The following is a 15,093-nucleotide window of genomic DNA, read 5'->3' as shown; positions in this document are numbered from 1 at the left end:
ATCTTAATACGGGATCTTTTCGTATTAGAAGGTTACATATTGCCCTGAAAGCAATTTCATAATTATAATTTAAAGGGATAAAATTTGAAATATTTTTGGGGTATTGATCAAGAGGAGTTTTTATATGAACAAATTCAAAAGCTTGGTTTATGAAGAAAGAGAAGCTTTAAAAGTATTTTTATTATTATTCTATATTATATTCTTTTTATATGACGTTATCTATTATTTTGTTTATCCTGCTATGGATATTAATGAGGCAACGATAGGTTGGCCAGAAGGTGGTATGGGGATAGGTGTATATATATTAGTAATATCTTTATTTCCTATTTCAATATATCTTCAAAAACAAGGGTATGTTTATTTTGTAAAATATTTATTTTTAATTGGGTACATGCTTACTGATCTTATTAATAACCTAATGATTTATCTACACAGTGATCGTGTTTTTGAAAACGGAAATATGGTTGAAATACTGTTAATTTTATTTGCACCGATTTTTGTGAATAGAAAATATTTTTATTTAGTTTCCTTTAGTGTAATTGGAAAATATGTATTTTTTACGTTGGTATTACAAGATATAAAAGTTGTGATTCCGCTTGTTTTATGTGTATTCTTTTTTATTATTTCACATTCTTTGTTAAAACGATTTCAGTCTTATGTAAGAACAGTTGTTGAGATGATGAACATTATGAAAGAGACCGAAAATTTAGCTGTAATTGGGACTATGTCTACAACAATTGCTCATGAAATTCGAAATCCATTAACAGCTCTAAAAGGATTTACACAAATCCAAAAAGAAAGAAACCCTGCTGATGTGATGAGCTATGAGATTATGCTACAAGAAATTGAGAGGATTAACGGGTTTGTTAGTGAATTGATGTTATTGGGAAAGCCGAAACCGATTAATTATGAATGGTGTAATATACGAGAAATCCTTTTATATGTTGTACAGTTAATGGAAAGTTATGCGTCTCAATATAAGGTGAAATTCCACTTGCAAGTAGATGGAAATTTACCCGCTATAAATGGCGATGATAAGCAATTAAAACAAGTGTTGTTAAACATTATCAAGAATGGAATAGAATCGATGCCAGAAGGTGGAGACATTCATATTCGTGCATTCAAAAAAGCTGGAGATAATTTGTGTATTTCTGTCGAAGATCAAGGTTTTGGTATAGAGAATGAGAAGATAGAGAAAATCGGAAAGGCATTTTATACAACAAAGGAGAATGGTACAGGTCTTGGGTTAATGATTACATATAAAATTATTGAAGAACATCAAGGGAGTATCGTAATTCAAAGTAGTATGGGCGTAGGAACGAAAGTGAAAATTTATTTACCAACAGCGTAGTGCATTAGAAGAAAAAATTTTTCAGAAAAGTGCTCTTGTTGTGTAAATATAAACATTTTATAAAATGTTTCAAGAAGGGTTTTTTTTATAAAACACTTCGTTTATAATGGAGGAAAATATCGACATGAAGCTTTGAGCTCGTGTAACGGTTCGGTAGTGTTATGAAAAGAAAAGAAGGGGTGCACGCGCATCCTTTTTTCTATGCAGATATGATGAAAGGGGTGGTATGATGGAATTAACATTAAATTCGGCTGTATGTTTACACACGATTCAATTTCGAAAAGAGCAAAAGAATTATATTGTAAAAGATACGATTACAGGAGAAAAATATGAAATGCCGCCACTTTGGATTGATGCACTAGCAATGATGCGTGACGGTTTTTTATTGGGAGAAATTGAGGAGAAATTAAAAGAAGAGTATCCGGCAGAAGAAGTAGACATGTTAGCATTCACGAGGCAAATGTTAGAGCTAGAACTTGTCGGAATGGTAGATGGAGAAGAGATAGCTTGTACAAAGAAGAAAGATAAAGATTATTTAGCTTGGGTACGCCCACGGGTGGAACAATTCTTTCTTAACTTAAATAAAAAATATAGAAGCAAAGGTCAAAAGTGATCTTTGCTTTTTTTGTTGTCCTCAAGTAGTTCTTATTTTAAAAAATAACGGCGAATGCTCTGGCAAAAGCACCATCACTATTTTTAATTTTTAAAGGTGCTGCTGAGAAAAAGAAGCGCTTCGTTTTAATGGAATCTAGATTTGTTAAGTTTTCAATTAAATAAATGTTATTCCCTAGTAATATGTGATGAATAGGTGATGTTTCTGTAGTTACTTCATCAGGAGAAATAAAATCTAAACCGACAGATTTTATTTTTAATTTAACTAGTTCTTCAGCTAATTCTTCGGAAAGATAAAATGCTTCTTTCGCATAAGATTCCGTGTTCCATTTATTAGATAGATTAGAATGGAAAATAACAATATCTCCTTCCTTTATGTCGGTGGTATTTAGTACTTCCTTAGGCAACTTTCGTTCTTGAACATGAGTTACATCGATAAGAACAGCTTCGCCTACAAATTGATCAAGGGGTAATCGATCAATTGTTGTTGCACCAGAAATAAAATGCGCAGGAGCATCGCAATGAGTGCCGACATGAACGACAGAATGAAAATCTGTAACTTGATATCCTGTCTCTTCAACACTTGTAATTGCTTCTAGTTGGATTTTAGGTGTTCCAGGAAATTGAGACATATTGTTTTCAAACGTTTGTGATAGGTCAATTACTTTCATCCTAAATACCTCCAATATATGTTTTTAAAATAATAAAAAGCTCATCTTCCATAATCAAGAAAGATGAGCTTTACATACAGTAGTTAAGTTTTATCTTCCAAAATGCAAAGCATTTTGCAGGAATTAGCACCTATTCAGTTTTTATAAACTGAGGTTGCTGGGCTTCAAAGGGCCGGTCCCTCTGCCTCTCTTGATAAAGGTATATTCAGTTTTAAGGTTCGGAATTTTTTGTTTATTTAATTGTAATTCATTTCCTTTTTTAGTGCAATACAAAATAGGTATTCACCCAAATAAAGTATCTCGCATATTGTAGCTTATGTAAGTAGAATGCTGCGAAGGGGTGGGTGCAGTGACAGGGAATGTATTGAACTATTTTGCTGGTGGAAATACAGCTAGAGGATTTTATAGCTTGTATGAAGAGAGTTTAAAAGGGCTAGATAGGTTGTTTATTTTAAAAGGCGGTCCAGGAACAGGGAAGTCTTCTTTAATAAAAGCAATTGGGCGTGAATGGGCTGAAAAAGGATATAATATTGAATTTTTACATTGTTCTTCTGACAATAAGTCAGTTGACGGTGTAATTATTCCGAAGTTAAATGTAGGAATTGTCGATGGGACATCGCCACACGTTATTGAGCCGAAAATGCCTGGAGTTGTAGAAGAGTATATAAATTTAGGGGTTGCTTGGGACTCAAATAAATTAAGAAAGCAGAAATTAGAGATTGAACGATTCGTTTCAGAAGCAAGTAAAGCCTTTCAAACAGCTTATGGATGTTTTAAAGAAGCGTTAGTTATACATGATGAGTGGGAGAAAATATATATTAATAACATTGATTTTAATAAAGCAAACGAATTAACAGATCAACTTATACAGAAACTATTTGCAGATAAAAGTGGAGATAAATCAATTGTGAAACACCGTTTTTTAGGGGCTGCTACACCGAAGGGAGCGGTTGATTTCGTTCCTAATTTAACAGAAGGACTGCCGCATCGCTATTTTATAAAAGGTCGCCCAGGTTCCGGGAAATCAACGATGCTTAAAAAATTAGCCAAGGCAGCAGAAGAAAAAGGTTTTGAAGTAGAAGTGTATCATTGTGGATTTGATCCAAATAGTCTCGATATGATTATTGTAAGGGAACTAGGATTTGCAATTTTTGATAGCACAGCACCGCATGAATATTTTCCAAGTCGTGAAGGTGATGAAATTATTGATATGTATGATCTCATTGTTACACCAGGGACAGATGAGAAGTATGCTACGGAAATTCGCGACGTTTCAATTCAGTATAAAACAAAAATGAATGAGGCGATGTCTTTCTTAGCGAAGGCAAAATCAGTTCGTGATAAATTAGAACGAATTTATATTGCTGCTATGGATTTTTCAAAAGTCGATGCATATAAAGAAGAAATTCAAAAAGAGATTGAACGAATTGCAATTGCTGTAATTGAAAAGAAAAAATAAGTGTTTTGTTGGGCTGTCGGGAATTTTCTGACAGCTATTTTAGTATGTAGTAAAATTAGAAGTACATTTGTCGAATTTCCAGGGAAATGATCAAAAAATAGGGAGGGTATGAAATGAAAGGGAAAATTGAATTAGAATTAGAAAGAATTGAAAAAGAGAATGATGTGAAAATTTTATTTGCTGTAGAATCAGGGAGCAGGGCGTGGGGATTTCCGTCGAAAGATAGTGATTATGATGTTAGGTTTGTCTATATACGTCCTGTAGAGTGGTATTTATCAATTCATGATAAACGTGATGTAATTGAATATCCAATTAGCGATGATTTAGACATAAGTGGTTGGGATATTAAAAAGGCATTGCAACTATTTGCAAAGTCAAATCCAGCGTTACTTGAATGGGTTCGATCACCGATTTTTTATTCGAAAAACTCTAATCTTCCGGAACAACTTCAGCAAATGAGTGAAAAGGATTTTGATCCGAAATCAACAATATATCATTACTTACATATGGCTTCAAAAAACTATCGTGAATTTTTACAAGGTGAAAATGTAAAGTTGAAAAAGTACTTTTACGTATTACGTCCTATTTTAGCCTGTAAATGGTTAGAAGAGAAAGGGACATTGCCCCCTGTAGAATTTGACCGGTTAATTACGGAACTATCAGTAGAGCCTATTGTATTGAATGAAATTGAAAAGTTGCTAATAAAGAAAAAAGCGGGTACTGAATTGGATATTGGTCTAAAAATTAATGTGTTAAATCAATTTTTAGAAGAGCAAATTGATTATTATCAGCAATACGTGAAAGGGATTGAAAAGGGGCTAGGCATCGATATTGAAAGCTTAAATACATTATTTCGAAATATGTTGTTTGAAGTATACAAAAAAGAGCACAAGTAAGTTTATGCTCTTTTTTTGTTTGTAGGAATAAAGAAAACAGAGATGGCTGCGATAAGACCTGCAAATGAAAATAAGTAAAAATTCCATGCCAGGTCATATTGCATTGTCATAATAATACCAACAAGAACTGGACCGGCGATTGCGCCAATTCGTCCAAGGCCAAGTCCCCAGCCTAAAGAGGTGGCTCGGATATGCGATGGGAAGTATTGTGTTACATACGCATTTAATATTTGAGTAATACCGACTGATCCAATTCCAGCAAGACCAATTAAAAGATAAATGATTGTAATGGATGGTTTAATTGTTAATAGTCCGATACATATGGCCGCCATAAGATAGGAGATGCTGATAACAATTTTGGCTCCTATACGATCCGCGATTGCCCCGGCAAATAATGCACCGATAGCTGCAGTAATGTTTAGCATAAGTAGAAATGATAAACTAGATCCAAGTGGATATCCTGCTTGGCGCATCATCTGTGGTAGCCAAGTGTTTAAACCGTATATTAAAAACATTCCCATTATATAAGTGGTCCAGAAAAGTAGAGTTGCTTTCATGTATTCTTTTGAGAATAATGTAAGGAATCCGTTTTTCTTTTGTATACTAGATGATGTTTGAGGAATTTCTTTTCTTACATGTAATTCAATTTGAAAACGATCACGAATTTGTTTCGCTTCTTCTTGCCGATTACGTGACAGCAAAAATTGAATGGACTCAGGTAAATAACGAACAATGAAAGGAATGAGAAGTAGCGGAATCATTCCGATTCCAAACATAATTCTCCATCCGAAATCTTCTAACATAAACATGGACAAAATGGCGCCTAGTACGATACCTAAAGGATAGCCGGTAAACATAAGTGCATAAATAAAAGATTGTCGCTTTTGGGGTGAATACTCAACAGTAAGTGCCGAAGCTGTTGGGATAACACCACCTAATCCAATTCCTCCGATAAATCGAGATAGCCCGAATAATTCCGGAGAAGGAGCAATTGCAGCTAAGCCCATTGTAATAGAAAAAAGGGCTAGGCAGCATATGAGTGTCCATTTTCGTCCAATTAGATCTGTAATGGTTCCAACTAGAATAGCACCAATAAACATCCCAAATAAAGCATAGCTGGCAATTGTTCCAGCGTGAGCTGGTGATAGGGCCCAACTATTGTCCTCTAGGAGCTTTGGTAGAACGGCACCGTAAATACCTAAATCATATCCGTCAGCTAGAATGGCTAGCCAACAAATAAAAACAACAAGTTTTGTAATAGAGCTTGAAAAGGTAGTTTTTGTAGATTCTAGATGAGGTGGAGCAGAAGGTTGCATAGTATTCACCTCTTTTTTGTAAATTAATATATTATTTTGTTGAATGCTAACATTTTCCTTCTTTTGTCGGAATTTATCTGAAAAATCTTCATAAAAATAAAGAAGTTCAACGGGATTTCCGTTGAACTTCTTTATTTTTTTACTCGTTATCAACTCGTTTCAATGGCTGATCTGCTGGGCCTTCGATAACGTCCCCATCAATTGAAAAGCGAGATCCGTGGCAAGGACAATCCCAAGTGCAATCACCGTTATTCCATTCAACTTCACAGCCGAGGTGCGTACAAGTTGTATCGACAATATGTAATTCTCCTTCTTTGTCTTTATAGGCACCTGCGCGTTTACCGTTGACACGTACAACAGATCCTTCGCCAACTTCAAGATCTTCTGGTTTACGTAAAGCAATTTCAATTTTCCCTTCAATTAAATGTTTAGCAACATCGATGTTTTGTGTAAGGAATGATTTTATGTCCGGATTCGAGTGGAAGCGTGATGGTACAAAAAGTTCTTTATAGGGATTGTGAATTTTTGTAATTGAATCTTTTAGTAAATGAGCTGCTGCAGTTCCAGTAGTCATACCCCATTTACGATATCCTGTTGCAACAAATATATTTGGATTACTTTCATTAATATGTCCGATATAAGGGAGTTTATCTAAAGTAATTAAGTCTTGTGCAGACCATCTATAAGGAACTTCATCTACTCCAAAAGTAGCTTCAGCAAAGGAATATAGTGCTTCATAATGAAGCATCGTATTAATCCCTTGCCCTGTTTTATGGCTTTCTCCACCGATTAAAATTAGTTGTTCACCATTGTCTGTTATATAGCGTAAGGAGCGTTTTGGATCATCAATACTTAAATACATGCCTCCTGGATAATTTGTTTTCGCTTTTATAGCAAGAGCATAGGAACGTTCTGCATACATTCGCGTAAAGAAAAAGCTATTAGCATCATAAAAAGGGAAATGTGAGCAAGAGACGACATATCCACAAGTGATGCGGTGACCACTCTTTGTAATTACTTGTGGATAAACCCCTTTTTCAATATCAAGCGCTGTTGTTTGTTCATAAACTGTTCCACCCATTTCCACAAACTTTTCTAAAAGTGTTTTTAAATAAAGGAGAGGATGGAATTGCGCTTGATTCTTCATTACAAGTGCTGATTGTACTGGAATAGGTAGGGGTAGGGATTGAACATAGTCACAAGGAATATTTAATTTTTGATAGGCTTCATATTCTTTCGTTAAATTTCGTAATCCATTATTAGTAGTTGTATATAAATAGGAATCTTCATTTGTGAAATTACAGTCAATTTTATATGCTTGCACAGTCTCGCTTATAAATTGTAGAGCTTTATTATTTGATTCGTAGTAAAGCCGAGCTTTTTCAACACCAAAATGATTTATTAATTCGTCATAAATAAGATCATGTTGTGCTGTTACTTTTGCAGTTGTATGTCCAGTTGTTCCATTTAAAATAGAGCCAGAATCAATTAAAACAACTTTCATTCCTTCTTTAGCGAGTAAATAGGCAGTGGTAATGCCTGTAATACCAGCACCGATGACAGCAACATCTGTCTTTATATTTTCGGATAAATGAGGAAAAGTAGGAAACTGAGTGGATTTAATCCAATAGGATGATGGCAATTGTGGAAATGTGTCATCTGTCATTACGAAAACCTCCTGATTTAGAACAATTTTCCTTTTAATATCTCCATATTATATGGAATTCATGTGTGCTATTTTTGAAGGATTTTAATTTTGATGAACAAAAGATATAGTTATTCTAAAATAATTATTTTTGGGGATTAGTATGAAGAGGTATGCTTTATATAAAACTAAATTCAAGTGATCATATTTGTTAATACGTAGAGAGTTCTTGAGTGAGATAGAGTTTGTAGCTTTTAAGTATATTTATATATATAACGGATAAATCCTTATAAAACCTATACTTTCTCTTTATTGAAATAAGGTATAATTATAAAAATATAACCAACTTTTATTACTAGGTCATAAAAGTTATTGACAATATAGAAAGTCTATTGTTATGATTCATCATGTGGAAAGGTTGATAGAGAGTAAAAAGAGAAATGTTTTTCATTGATAATAAAAGCGAAAAATAAGTGACGATAGAGTGAGTATATTTTCCTTATGATAAATGCTTTTTGGATCGCCTAGTAAAATCAATCTGGAAGCAAGAATTGATATATGCAAGTTGCGCAGGGCGCGGCATAAGAAAGGGGCAAAAGGATGAAGGAGCTTCATACGTTTGGGTGGTATGCAGCGCGTGTATCACCACATTTGCCAAAAAAAGCATTTAAACCAGTTCCTACTCGTTTATTTGGTGGACTGGCTTATTTACTTGTGGCATTGGCGGGGTTAATAACGATTGGTGTATTTGAATTGAATGTGTGGGCAAATCTAGGAATTGCAATTGTTCTTGGACTATGTTTTGCTTCACTTGGATTTTTAGGACATGAAATTTTACATGGAACGGTTGTAAGAAAAGCATGGCTTCGTGATTTTTTAGGTGCGATTGCATTTATGCCATTATCAACTGGTCCAAAACTTTGGAGAAAGTGGCATAATGCAACGCATCATGTTCACACACAGCATGAAGAGAATGATCCAGATGCATGGCCGACACTTGAGAAACTTAAAAAGAGTAAATTTTTGAGCTGGGTATATCACATGCCTCTTCATGTTCGTTCATTCTTTAGTTTTCTGTCACTAACAATTCAATTTACATTGCATTCGACTCGAATGTTCTTTCATTTTATTAAGGAATTTAAGTCATCCAATCAAAAATCTGTATGGCTTCAACTTCTTTTGCCTTGGACGGTTTGGATTAGTCTATTGTTTATTATGGGACCTGCAAAGTGGTTATTTGCATACGTGATTCCGTTGTTAATTGCTAACTTTATTGTAATGGCATATATCGCAACAAATCATCGCTTAAATCCAATTGTTCCAGTAAATGATCCATTAGCAAACTGTTTATCAGTAACAGTGCCGCGCTGGGTAGACGTTTTACATTTCAATTTCTCATATCATACAGAACATCATCTGTTTCCTGCTATGAGCTCTAAATACTATCCGTTAGTAAAAGAGAAAATTAAAGAAATGTGGCCGGAACGTTATCACGAAATGCCAATGACAAAAGCATTGGCAGCGCTTTGGAATACACCACGTGTGTACTATCAAGGAAGTGAGTTAATTGATCCTCATAAAGAACATTTCTACGGTTCTTTAGGAAATGGACTAGACCCTCATAATATTTCATATCGTGAGGAACATATAGAGGAAAAAGAGGCTATTAAAAAGGTAAATCAATAAAATTAGATATATTTTAAAGTGAAAAAGCAAGCTCTCTTGGAGCTTGCTTTTTATTATAAAGAAACTTCTTTCTTGTTCTTTGTATTGACGTGGACAGAGTTATTTTCTTTTCGTTGTAGTCGTTTTTCTAGCAGACTAACAAGATAAGTAAATAGAAGAACAAGTGCGAGATAATATACACCAACAATGATATATGTATCTAATTGTTGGAAGTTACCTGCGGCAATCGATAAACCTGATCCCCATAATTCGGACATCCCTACGTAAGCAACAAGGGAAGAATCTTTCAATCCAATAATAAATTGATTCCCTAGAGGAGGAAGAGATAGGCGAAATGCTTGCGGTAAGATAATACGGCGCATCGCTAAAGGATAAGGCATGCCTAAAGAACGAGCAGCTTCCAATTGTCCCCGGTCAACGGATTGAATTGACCCGCGGAAAATTTCTGTAATATATGCCCCATTATGAATTGCTAAAGCAATTGCTCCTGCCCAAAAAGGGGTAAAAACAACAACAGATGTAATCCCAAAATAGAGAATCGCGATTTGAACAATTAAAGGTGTACCACGAATAATGGCGATGTATACATGAGCAATACTATTTAAAACCTTATTGTTAGAGATTCGAAAGAAGGCGAATAGTAATCCAATTAGTGAACCTAGTAATAGGGATGTTAATGTTAATTGTAATGTGACAATAGTAGCCTTTAAGAGTGTAGGATAGGTAGAAATAAAAATTTCAAACATATGTGTCACCTCATATTGTGTGGATTTTAGTAGGGAATGAAATGCCCCACATGAAAAGTGGGGCATGATTTATGGAATCATTGAATAGCTAACTTACTTCGCTTTTGCCTCTTCCCCAAGAATATTACGGCCAAACCATTTTTTACTGATCTTTTCATACGTACCATCTTTAATGATTTCATCTAAAGCTTTATTTACTTTCTCAACCATTTCTTTATCATCCTTGCGAATAGCAATTCCCATTTCATCAAGATTTAATGGCTTTCCAGCTTCTTTTATATTAGATTTTCCTTCTTTTATCATACGTAAACCAACCATCTGGTCAGTGATTACCGCGTCAACACGCCCAGGCTCTAAGTCCATAAGAGCGGTAATGTCACTATCGTATTCTGTAATTTGATCTGTATATTTTGTGACAAGATTTTTAAAGGTACTAGCTTTTACAACACCAATTTTCTTACCTTTTAAGTCTTCTGGAGAAGAGATAGATGTATTTTTTTTAGATACAAAAATTTGGGCACCAGAGCGATAATAAGGATTTGAGAAATTGACAGCTTTTAATCGTTCTTCTGTGATTGCCATACTGCCCAGTATTACATCATACTTTTTCGCTTTGAGACCTTGAATTAGCGTTTCCCACGGATTTGTAACAGGAGCGGGTTTCATATTCATTTTTTTAGCAAGTGCCTCACCTATTTCTACATCAAAGCCGACAAGCTTTCCGTCATTTTCTTTATAATTAAACGGCTTGTATAAGCCACTCATTGCATAACGAAATTCCTTTTCACCGTTTGATGAAGTAGTAGAGCTTTCCTTACTACAGGCTCCTAGTATGAAGGATGTACATAATGTAATACTCGCAACAATGGTTAATAATTTCTTCTTCATAGAACCCCTCCTATATATTGATCATACGGATGGTTTTAAGTATGTTATCGAGATATTTTATTTGGACAATTAGTTGTGCGCCGTATGAATGTATTTCTTTACGCTTGAAATAGAAGTTACATTATAAAACATTGCGTAAAAATTGCTTTGCCCGTTCATGTGATGGAGCTGAAAAGAATTGCGCTGGAGGAGCATCCTCTACAATTTTTCCATCATCCATAAAGATGACGCGATCAGCTACATCTCTTGCAAAATTCATTTCATGAGTAACAATAACCATGGTCATTCCTTCTTCAGCAAGTTCTTTCATAACTTGCAATACTTCTCCAACAAGTTCAGGGTCTAAGGCTGAGGTAGGTTCATCAAATAGCATAATTTTAGGATTCATAGCAAGAGCTCTTGCTATCGCAATGCGCTGTTTTTGGCCACCTGAAAGTAGGTGGGGCGTTACGTCAGCCTTATCTTGTAGGCCGACTTTTTGTAGGAGTTGATTCCCAATCTCCTTTGCATTTGCTGTCTCCAATTTTTTAACGTGAATAGGTGCTTCTATGATGTTTTCTAGTGAGGTCATATGAGGAAAGAGGTTAAAGTGCTGAAAAACCATACCGACATTTTCACGGACTTTGTTTAAATTTGAATGCTTTGGATCAATTCGTTCACCCTGAAGGTGAATTTCACCTTCATCGTACATTTCTAAAAAGTTAAGACAGCGAAGTAATGTACTTTTTCCGGAACCACTGGCACCAATTAAAACAACAACTTCTTTTTCTTTTACTTCTAAATCAATTCCTTTTAAAACATCAAGTGAGCCAAATGATTTTACTAGATTTTGAACTTGAATCATACAAAACCTCCAGTCAAAAATATATTTTACAAATGTTGCCCCTTATTTCTGTTATTAGTCATAAATTGTCAGAATCCTTTATTTTTTTCGGCGGATTTGATATTCAAGGAAATAATGATTTTTAAAATCCTTATATCTTTCTATAACGAAAATATGGATAATGATATATAGGTAGTACTTATATTGCTTATAAGAAGGGGGAAAGAAGAGATGGAAAAAGAAAGGAAAACATTTTCCTTTGGCTTGCGTATACAGCTTATGCTATTTACTACAGTTTTAGCTTTAATTACATATTCAACAAGTTTATTTTTTATTTACGTTATATATGATTATTTTCAAAGTTATGTAAGTCAAACTGTTTATAATATTATCGTTATGTTATTAGGTGTAGTATGGTCTGGAATTTTAGCATATGGGGCAGCAATATTTTTAATTAAACCACTTCGGAAGTTAGAGGAAGCTGCAAGGAAAGCGGCTGATGGTGATATTCGTGAAGATGTCCCATTGCCAAATACAGATGATGAGATTAAATCTTTAAGTGTTGCATTTAATATGATGCTAGGAAACTTAAGGGGCATGGTAAAAAATATTGATACTACATTTTCGTATACAAATAATCAAGTTCAGCAAATTAGAAAACAAACAGGCGAAGCGACTAAGCAAGCACAAGGTGTGTCTGAAACCCTTGCAGAGATTTCTTCTGGTGCTGAGCAATCAGCAGCATCAATTCAGGCGATTGTTTCTGCTGTTGATACAACGACTTCTATTGCGAGTGAAGTAGAAGAAAAGGCGAAACACTCTGATCAATTGTCCTCAGAAATGGTTCAAGCTTTAGGGCAAAGTACTCGTGTCTTTACCTCTTTAATTCAAGGTATTCAAACATTGGCGAAAGAAAATGAAGATTCGATGCAAAATGTACAGAAGTTAGAAGAACGAATGAAACAAGTTGAACATATTGTTTCTGTTGTGAGTGAGATTGCTAGCCAAACGAATTTATTAGCACTCAACGCTTCTATTGAGGCAGCCCGTGCAGGAGAGCATGGAAGAGGCTTTGCGGTTGTAGCAGAAGAAGTACGTAAACTTGCTGATGAAAGTAATCATTCTGCAAGAAACATATCGCAGTTATTACGGAATATGCAGGATGAAGTGCAACAAGTCGCCATGAAAATGACCGAGCAAGTGAAAACAGCTAAGGAAGAGGCGAAACGCGGAGAAGCTACAGAATTAATTTTAAAAGAAATGTCATCAAGTATTATGGAAGTCGCCGATGCAACCAAGCAAATTAGTAGTTATATGAATGAACAAGTGAGTCATATTCATCAAACGGGAGCACAAACAAAGGCTGTAGCAGCAATTGCTGAGGAAACGTCAGCTGGGTCACAAGAAGTGGCACGTGTGACGCTACAACAGTCTAAAAATATGGTAGTAATTGATCAATTATTAAAAGATTTAGAGAAGCAAGCAGCTGATTTGAAACGAACAATTGAACGGTTTTCAATGTAAAAAGGAAGAACAGCATTCTGTTCTTCCTTTTTATATATGAAAAGGGGGAATGCTTTGTTGAAAACGAAAAACATTGCAAGGATCATATAAGGTTTTCACTTTACGCAATCTTTGAAAGTTAGAGCCATAATAACTAGTTTGCCAATTTTTAATGTCGATATCGGGCCAATTGACATAGTCGCCTAGTGTATAAGGATCTAAACTTTCTCGTAAGTCTTTAACCCAGCGTATATTTCGATTTTCTTCATCGTCGCATTTCCAAGAAGTAATATATTCTTGAGCAATGATTGCCTTGCGATGGAAATAAGCGGTTTCATTAGGAGAAATATTTTCTACAGCACCTACGAGTGATTGATGCCAAATACTCGCATCTTTATTTGGTGCATGGGAAAGAAAATATTGCATAATTTGAATGCCTTTAAGAGGGATAGGTTTATATACGTAGGAACCTGAGCGTTTGAATTTTTCAGGGATGTTACCGCTGTTAAAAAATTCAACAGCCTTTATATAAGGAACTTCATCTATAAAGAGAGAGGGGCTACCAGTTTCAAGAAGAGGAGATAATAAGGAATGGAGTTCAGAGGGAGAACCAACAAACTCACCTTGTACTTCGATTTTATTTCGTTGCTTTGAGAATAATTCGATTGATGAAGTGAGACGTTCATCTATATAAGGTGCCCAGTCTTGCCAAGCTTGAAATGCAGCAATAAAGTCTTTCCATTCCCATGTAAGAGAGAATATTGATACGTTTTTTATAGGGTGGACTCGAAAAGTTAAGGAAGTAACAATTCCGAAATTTCCACCGCCACCACCACAGCATGCCCAAAATAAGTTAGAGTTTTCTTGCTCGTTTGCACGAATGAGTTTTGCGCCAGATTTACCGCACGCTTGTACCATTTCAACTTCTACTAATTGATCACATGTTAATCCAAATAAGCGTGAAAGCATACCGATGCCACCGCCAAGTGTTAATCCAACAATTCCAACGCTTGCACTTGTGCCAGCTGGTATTGTAACACCATAATTCCAAAGCTCTTTATAAACAGTGCCAAGATTTGCACCAGCTTCAATTGTTACTGTTAATTTATATGTATTAACAGTAATGCGATGCATTTCACTCACATCGATAATAAGTCCTCTATTTAAAAGAGAAAAATTTTCATAGCTATGACGTCCGCTTCTTAAGCGAAACGGTATATGACGTTCACGTGCCCATTTTAAGGCGTTACACACATCATTTTTATTTTGACAAAAAACAATAATACAAGGGAGTTTTGGAATGCTTAAATTTAAATTTATTCGCGCTATGTCATATTCAGGATCTGAGGGAACAACGATACGACCAGTTAATTTTGTTTGTTTCAATTTATATCTCCTTTCTAAAATAAAATGAGCTTGTATTAGTATATGAAGAGCGTGTTTAACGTGCGTGGACAAGAGAGGGGGAAGGATGAAATAAATAAAGCGTAAGAATAA

The 15,093-nt window shown here is 35.0% G+C and carries 13 protein-coding genes and 1 riboswitch; of the genes, 6 read left to right on the top strand and 7 right to left on the bottom strand.

All coding sequences use genetic code 11. The features are described 5' to 3' along the window. Positions 1-124: 124 nt before the first annotated feature. Entirely contained in the window at positions 125-1,351 is a 1,227-nt protein-coding gene (locus tag U860_RS0124260) for an ATP-binding protein (RefSeq protein WP_025150549.1), read from the top strand. Between the two features lie 229 nt (positions 1,352-1,580). Continuing rightward, on the top strand, positions 1,581-1,964 hold the full coding sequence (locus U860_RS0124255) for a hypothetical protein (protein ID WP_025150548.1): 384 nt from the start codon (positions 1,581-1,583) through the stop codon (positions 1,962-1,964). Between the two features lie 37 nt (positions 1,965-2,001). Here the strand turns inward: U860_RS0124255 and U860_RS0124250 are convergent, their stop codons facing one another. Next, positions 2,002-2,634, bottom strand: a complete 633-nt coding sequence (locus tag U860_RS0124250; protein ID WP_025150547.1) for a cyclase family protein — start codon at positions 2,632-2,634, stop codon at positions 2,002-2,004. 87 nt (positions 2,635-2,721) lie between these two features. Next, positions 2,722-2,834: riboswitch (SAM riboswitch) on the bottom strand. Between the two features lie 149 nt (positions 2,835-2,983). On the opposite strand from U860_RS0124250, the gene U860_RS0124245 reads away from it, so the two are divergent. Both U860_RS0124245 and U860_RS0124240 read left to right on the top strand, forming a co-directional pair. Beyond that, the gene (locus U860_RS0124245; protein ID WP_025150546.1) at positions 2,984-4,093 is read left to right on the top strand and encodes a PRK06851 family protein; all 1,110 of its coding nucleotides are present in this window, start codon (positions 2,984-2,986) and stop codon (positions 4,091-4,093) included. Positions 4,094-4,206: 113 nt separating this feature from the next. Continuing rightward, positions 4,207-4,989 (top strand): nucleotidyltransferase domain-containing protein, encoded by a 783-nt coding sequence (locus U860_RS0124240; RefSeq protein ID WP_025150545.1) that lies wholly within the window; start codon positions 4,207-4,209, stop codon positions 4,987-4,989. Between the two features lie 2 nt (positions 4,990-4,991). On the opposite strand, the gene U860_RS0124235 is transcribed toward U860_RS0124240, so the two are convergent. Together U860_RS0124235 and U860_RS0124230 are read right to left on the bottom strand one after the other, a co-directional pair. After that, entirely contained in the window at positions 4,992-6,305 is a 1,314-nt protein-coding gene (locus U860_RS0124235) for an aromatic acid/H+ symport family MFS transporter (RefSeq protein ID WP_025150544.1), read from the bottom strand. Between the two features lie 139 nt (positions 6,306-6,444). Further along, positions 6,445-7,971 (bottom strand): FAD-dependent oxidoreductase, encoded by a 1,527-nt coding sequence (locus tag U860_RS0124230; RefSeq protein ID WP_025150543.1) that lies wholly within the window; start codon positions 7,969-7,971, stop codon positions 6,445-6,447. Between the two features lie 579 nt (positions 7,972-8,550). Here U860_RS0124230 and U860_RS0124225 point away from each other — a divergent pair. Next, entirely contained in the window at positions 8,551-9,636 is a 1,086-nt protein-coding gene (locus U860_RS0124225; RefSeq protein ID WP_025150542.1) for an acyl-CoA desaturase, read from the top strand. 53 nt (positions 9,637-9,689) lie between these two features. Here U860_RS0124225 and U860_RS0124220 read toward each other — a convergent pair whose 3' ends face one another. The 3 genes from U860_RS0124220 to U860_RS0124210 all read right to left on the bottom strand — a co-directional run bounded on the left by U860_RS0124220 (position 9,690) and on the right by U860_RS0124210 (position 12,114). Then, positions 9,690-10,382 (bottom strand): amino acid ABC transporter permease, encoded by a 693-nt coding sequence (locus tag U860_RS0124220; RefSeq protein WP_025150541.1) that lies wholly within the window; start codon positions 10,380-10,382, stop codon positions 9,690-9,692. Between the two features lie 93 nt (positions 10,383-10,475). Further along, on the bottom strand, positions 10,476-11,270 hold the full coding sequence (locus U860_RS0124215) for an ABC transporter substrate-binding protein (RefSeq protein ID WP_025150540.1): 795 nt from the start codon (positions 11,268-11,270) through the stop codon (positions 10,476-10,478). 121 nt (positions 11,271-11,391) lie between these two features. After that, positions 11,392-12,114, bottom strand: coding sequence for an amino acid ABC transporter ATP-binding protein (locus U860_RS0124210; RefSeq protein ID WP_000616905.1), 723 nt, complete (start codon positions 12,112-12,114; stop codon positions 11,392-11,394). Between the two features lie 210 nt (positions 12,115-12,324). On the opposite strand from U860_RS0124210, the gene U860_RS0124205 reads away from it, so the two are divergent. Beyond that, complete coding sequence (locus tag U860_RS0124205) at positions 12,325-13,617, top strand: methyl-accepting chemotaxis protein (RefSeq protein ID WP_025150539.1); 1,293 nt, start codon at positions 12,325-12,327, stop codon at positions 13,615-13,617. Positions 13,618-13,647: 30 nt separating this feature from the next. Here the strand turns inward: U860_RS0124205 and U860_RS0124200 are convergent, their stop codons facing one another. Continuing rightward, the gene (locus tag U860_RS0124200; protein ID WP_025150538.1) at positions 13,648-14,982 is read right to left on the bottom strand and encodes an FAD-binding oxidoreductase; all 1,335 of its coding nucleotides are present in this window, start codon (positions 14,980-14,982) and stop codon (positions 13,648-13,650) included. Positions 14,983-15,093: the final 111 nt, after the last annotated feature.

The sequence above is a fragment of the Bacillus sp. H1a genome, assembly GCF_000633475.1.
GTDB lineage: Bacteria > Bacillota > Bacilli > Bacillales > Bacillaceae_G > Bacillus_A > Bacillus_A paramycoides.
Note: the sequence above shows the minus strand (reverse complement) of the source record. Positions and strands in the feature narration are given on the sequence as shown.

Bases quoted from the DNA above. Each gene is read 5' to 3' on its own strand.
- U860_RS0124260 (WP_025150549.1), top strand. From the start codon at position 125: ATGAACAAATTCAAAAGCTTGGTTTATGAAGAAAGAGAAGCTTTAAAA.
- U860_RS0124255 (WP_025150548.1), top strand. From the start codon at position 1,581: ATGGAATTAACATTAAATTCGGCTGTATGTTTACACACGATTCAATTT.
- U860_RS0124250 (WP_025150547.1), bottom strand. From the start codon at position 2,634: ATGAAAGTAATTGACCTATCACAAACGTTTGAAAACAATATGTCTCAA.
- U860_RS0124240 (WP_025150545.1), top strand. From the start codon at position 4,207: ATGAAAGGGAAAATTGAATTAGAATTAGAAAGAATTGAAAAAGAGAAT.
- U860_RS0124235 (WP_025150544.1), bottom strand. From the start codon at position 6,305: ATGCAACCTTCTGCTCCACCTCATCTAGAATCTACAAAAACTACCTTT.
- U860_RS0124230 (WP_025150543.1), bottom strand. From the start codon at position 7,971: ATGACAGATGACACATTTCCACAATTGCCATCATCCTATTGGATTAAA.
- U860_RS0124225 (WP_025150542.1), top strand. From the start codon at position 8,551: ATGAAGGAGCTTCATACGTTTGGGTGGTATGCAGCGCGTGTATCACCA.
- U860_RS0124220 (WP_025150541.1), bottom strand. From the start codon at position 10,382: ATGTTTGAAATTTTTATTTCTACCTATCCTACACTCTTAAAGGCTACT.
- U860_RS0124215 (WP_025150540.1), bottom strand. From the start codon at position 11,270: ATGAAGAAGAAATTATTAACCATTGTTGCGAGTATTACATTATGTACA.
- U860_RS0124210 (WP_000616905.1), bottom strand. From the start codon at position 12,114: ATGATTCAAGTTCAAAATCTAGTAAAATCATTTGGCTCACTTGATGTT.
- U860_RS0124205 (WP_025150539.1), top strand. From the start codon at position 12,325: ATGGAAAAAGAAAGGAAAACATTTTCCTTTGGCTTGCGTATACAGCTT.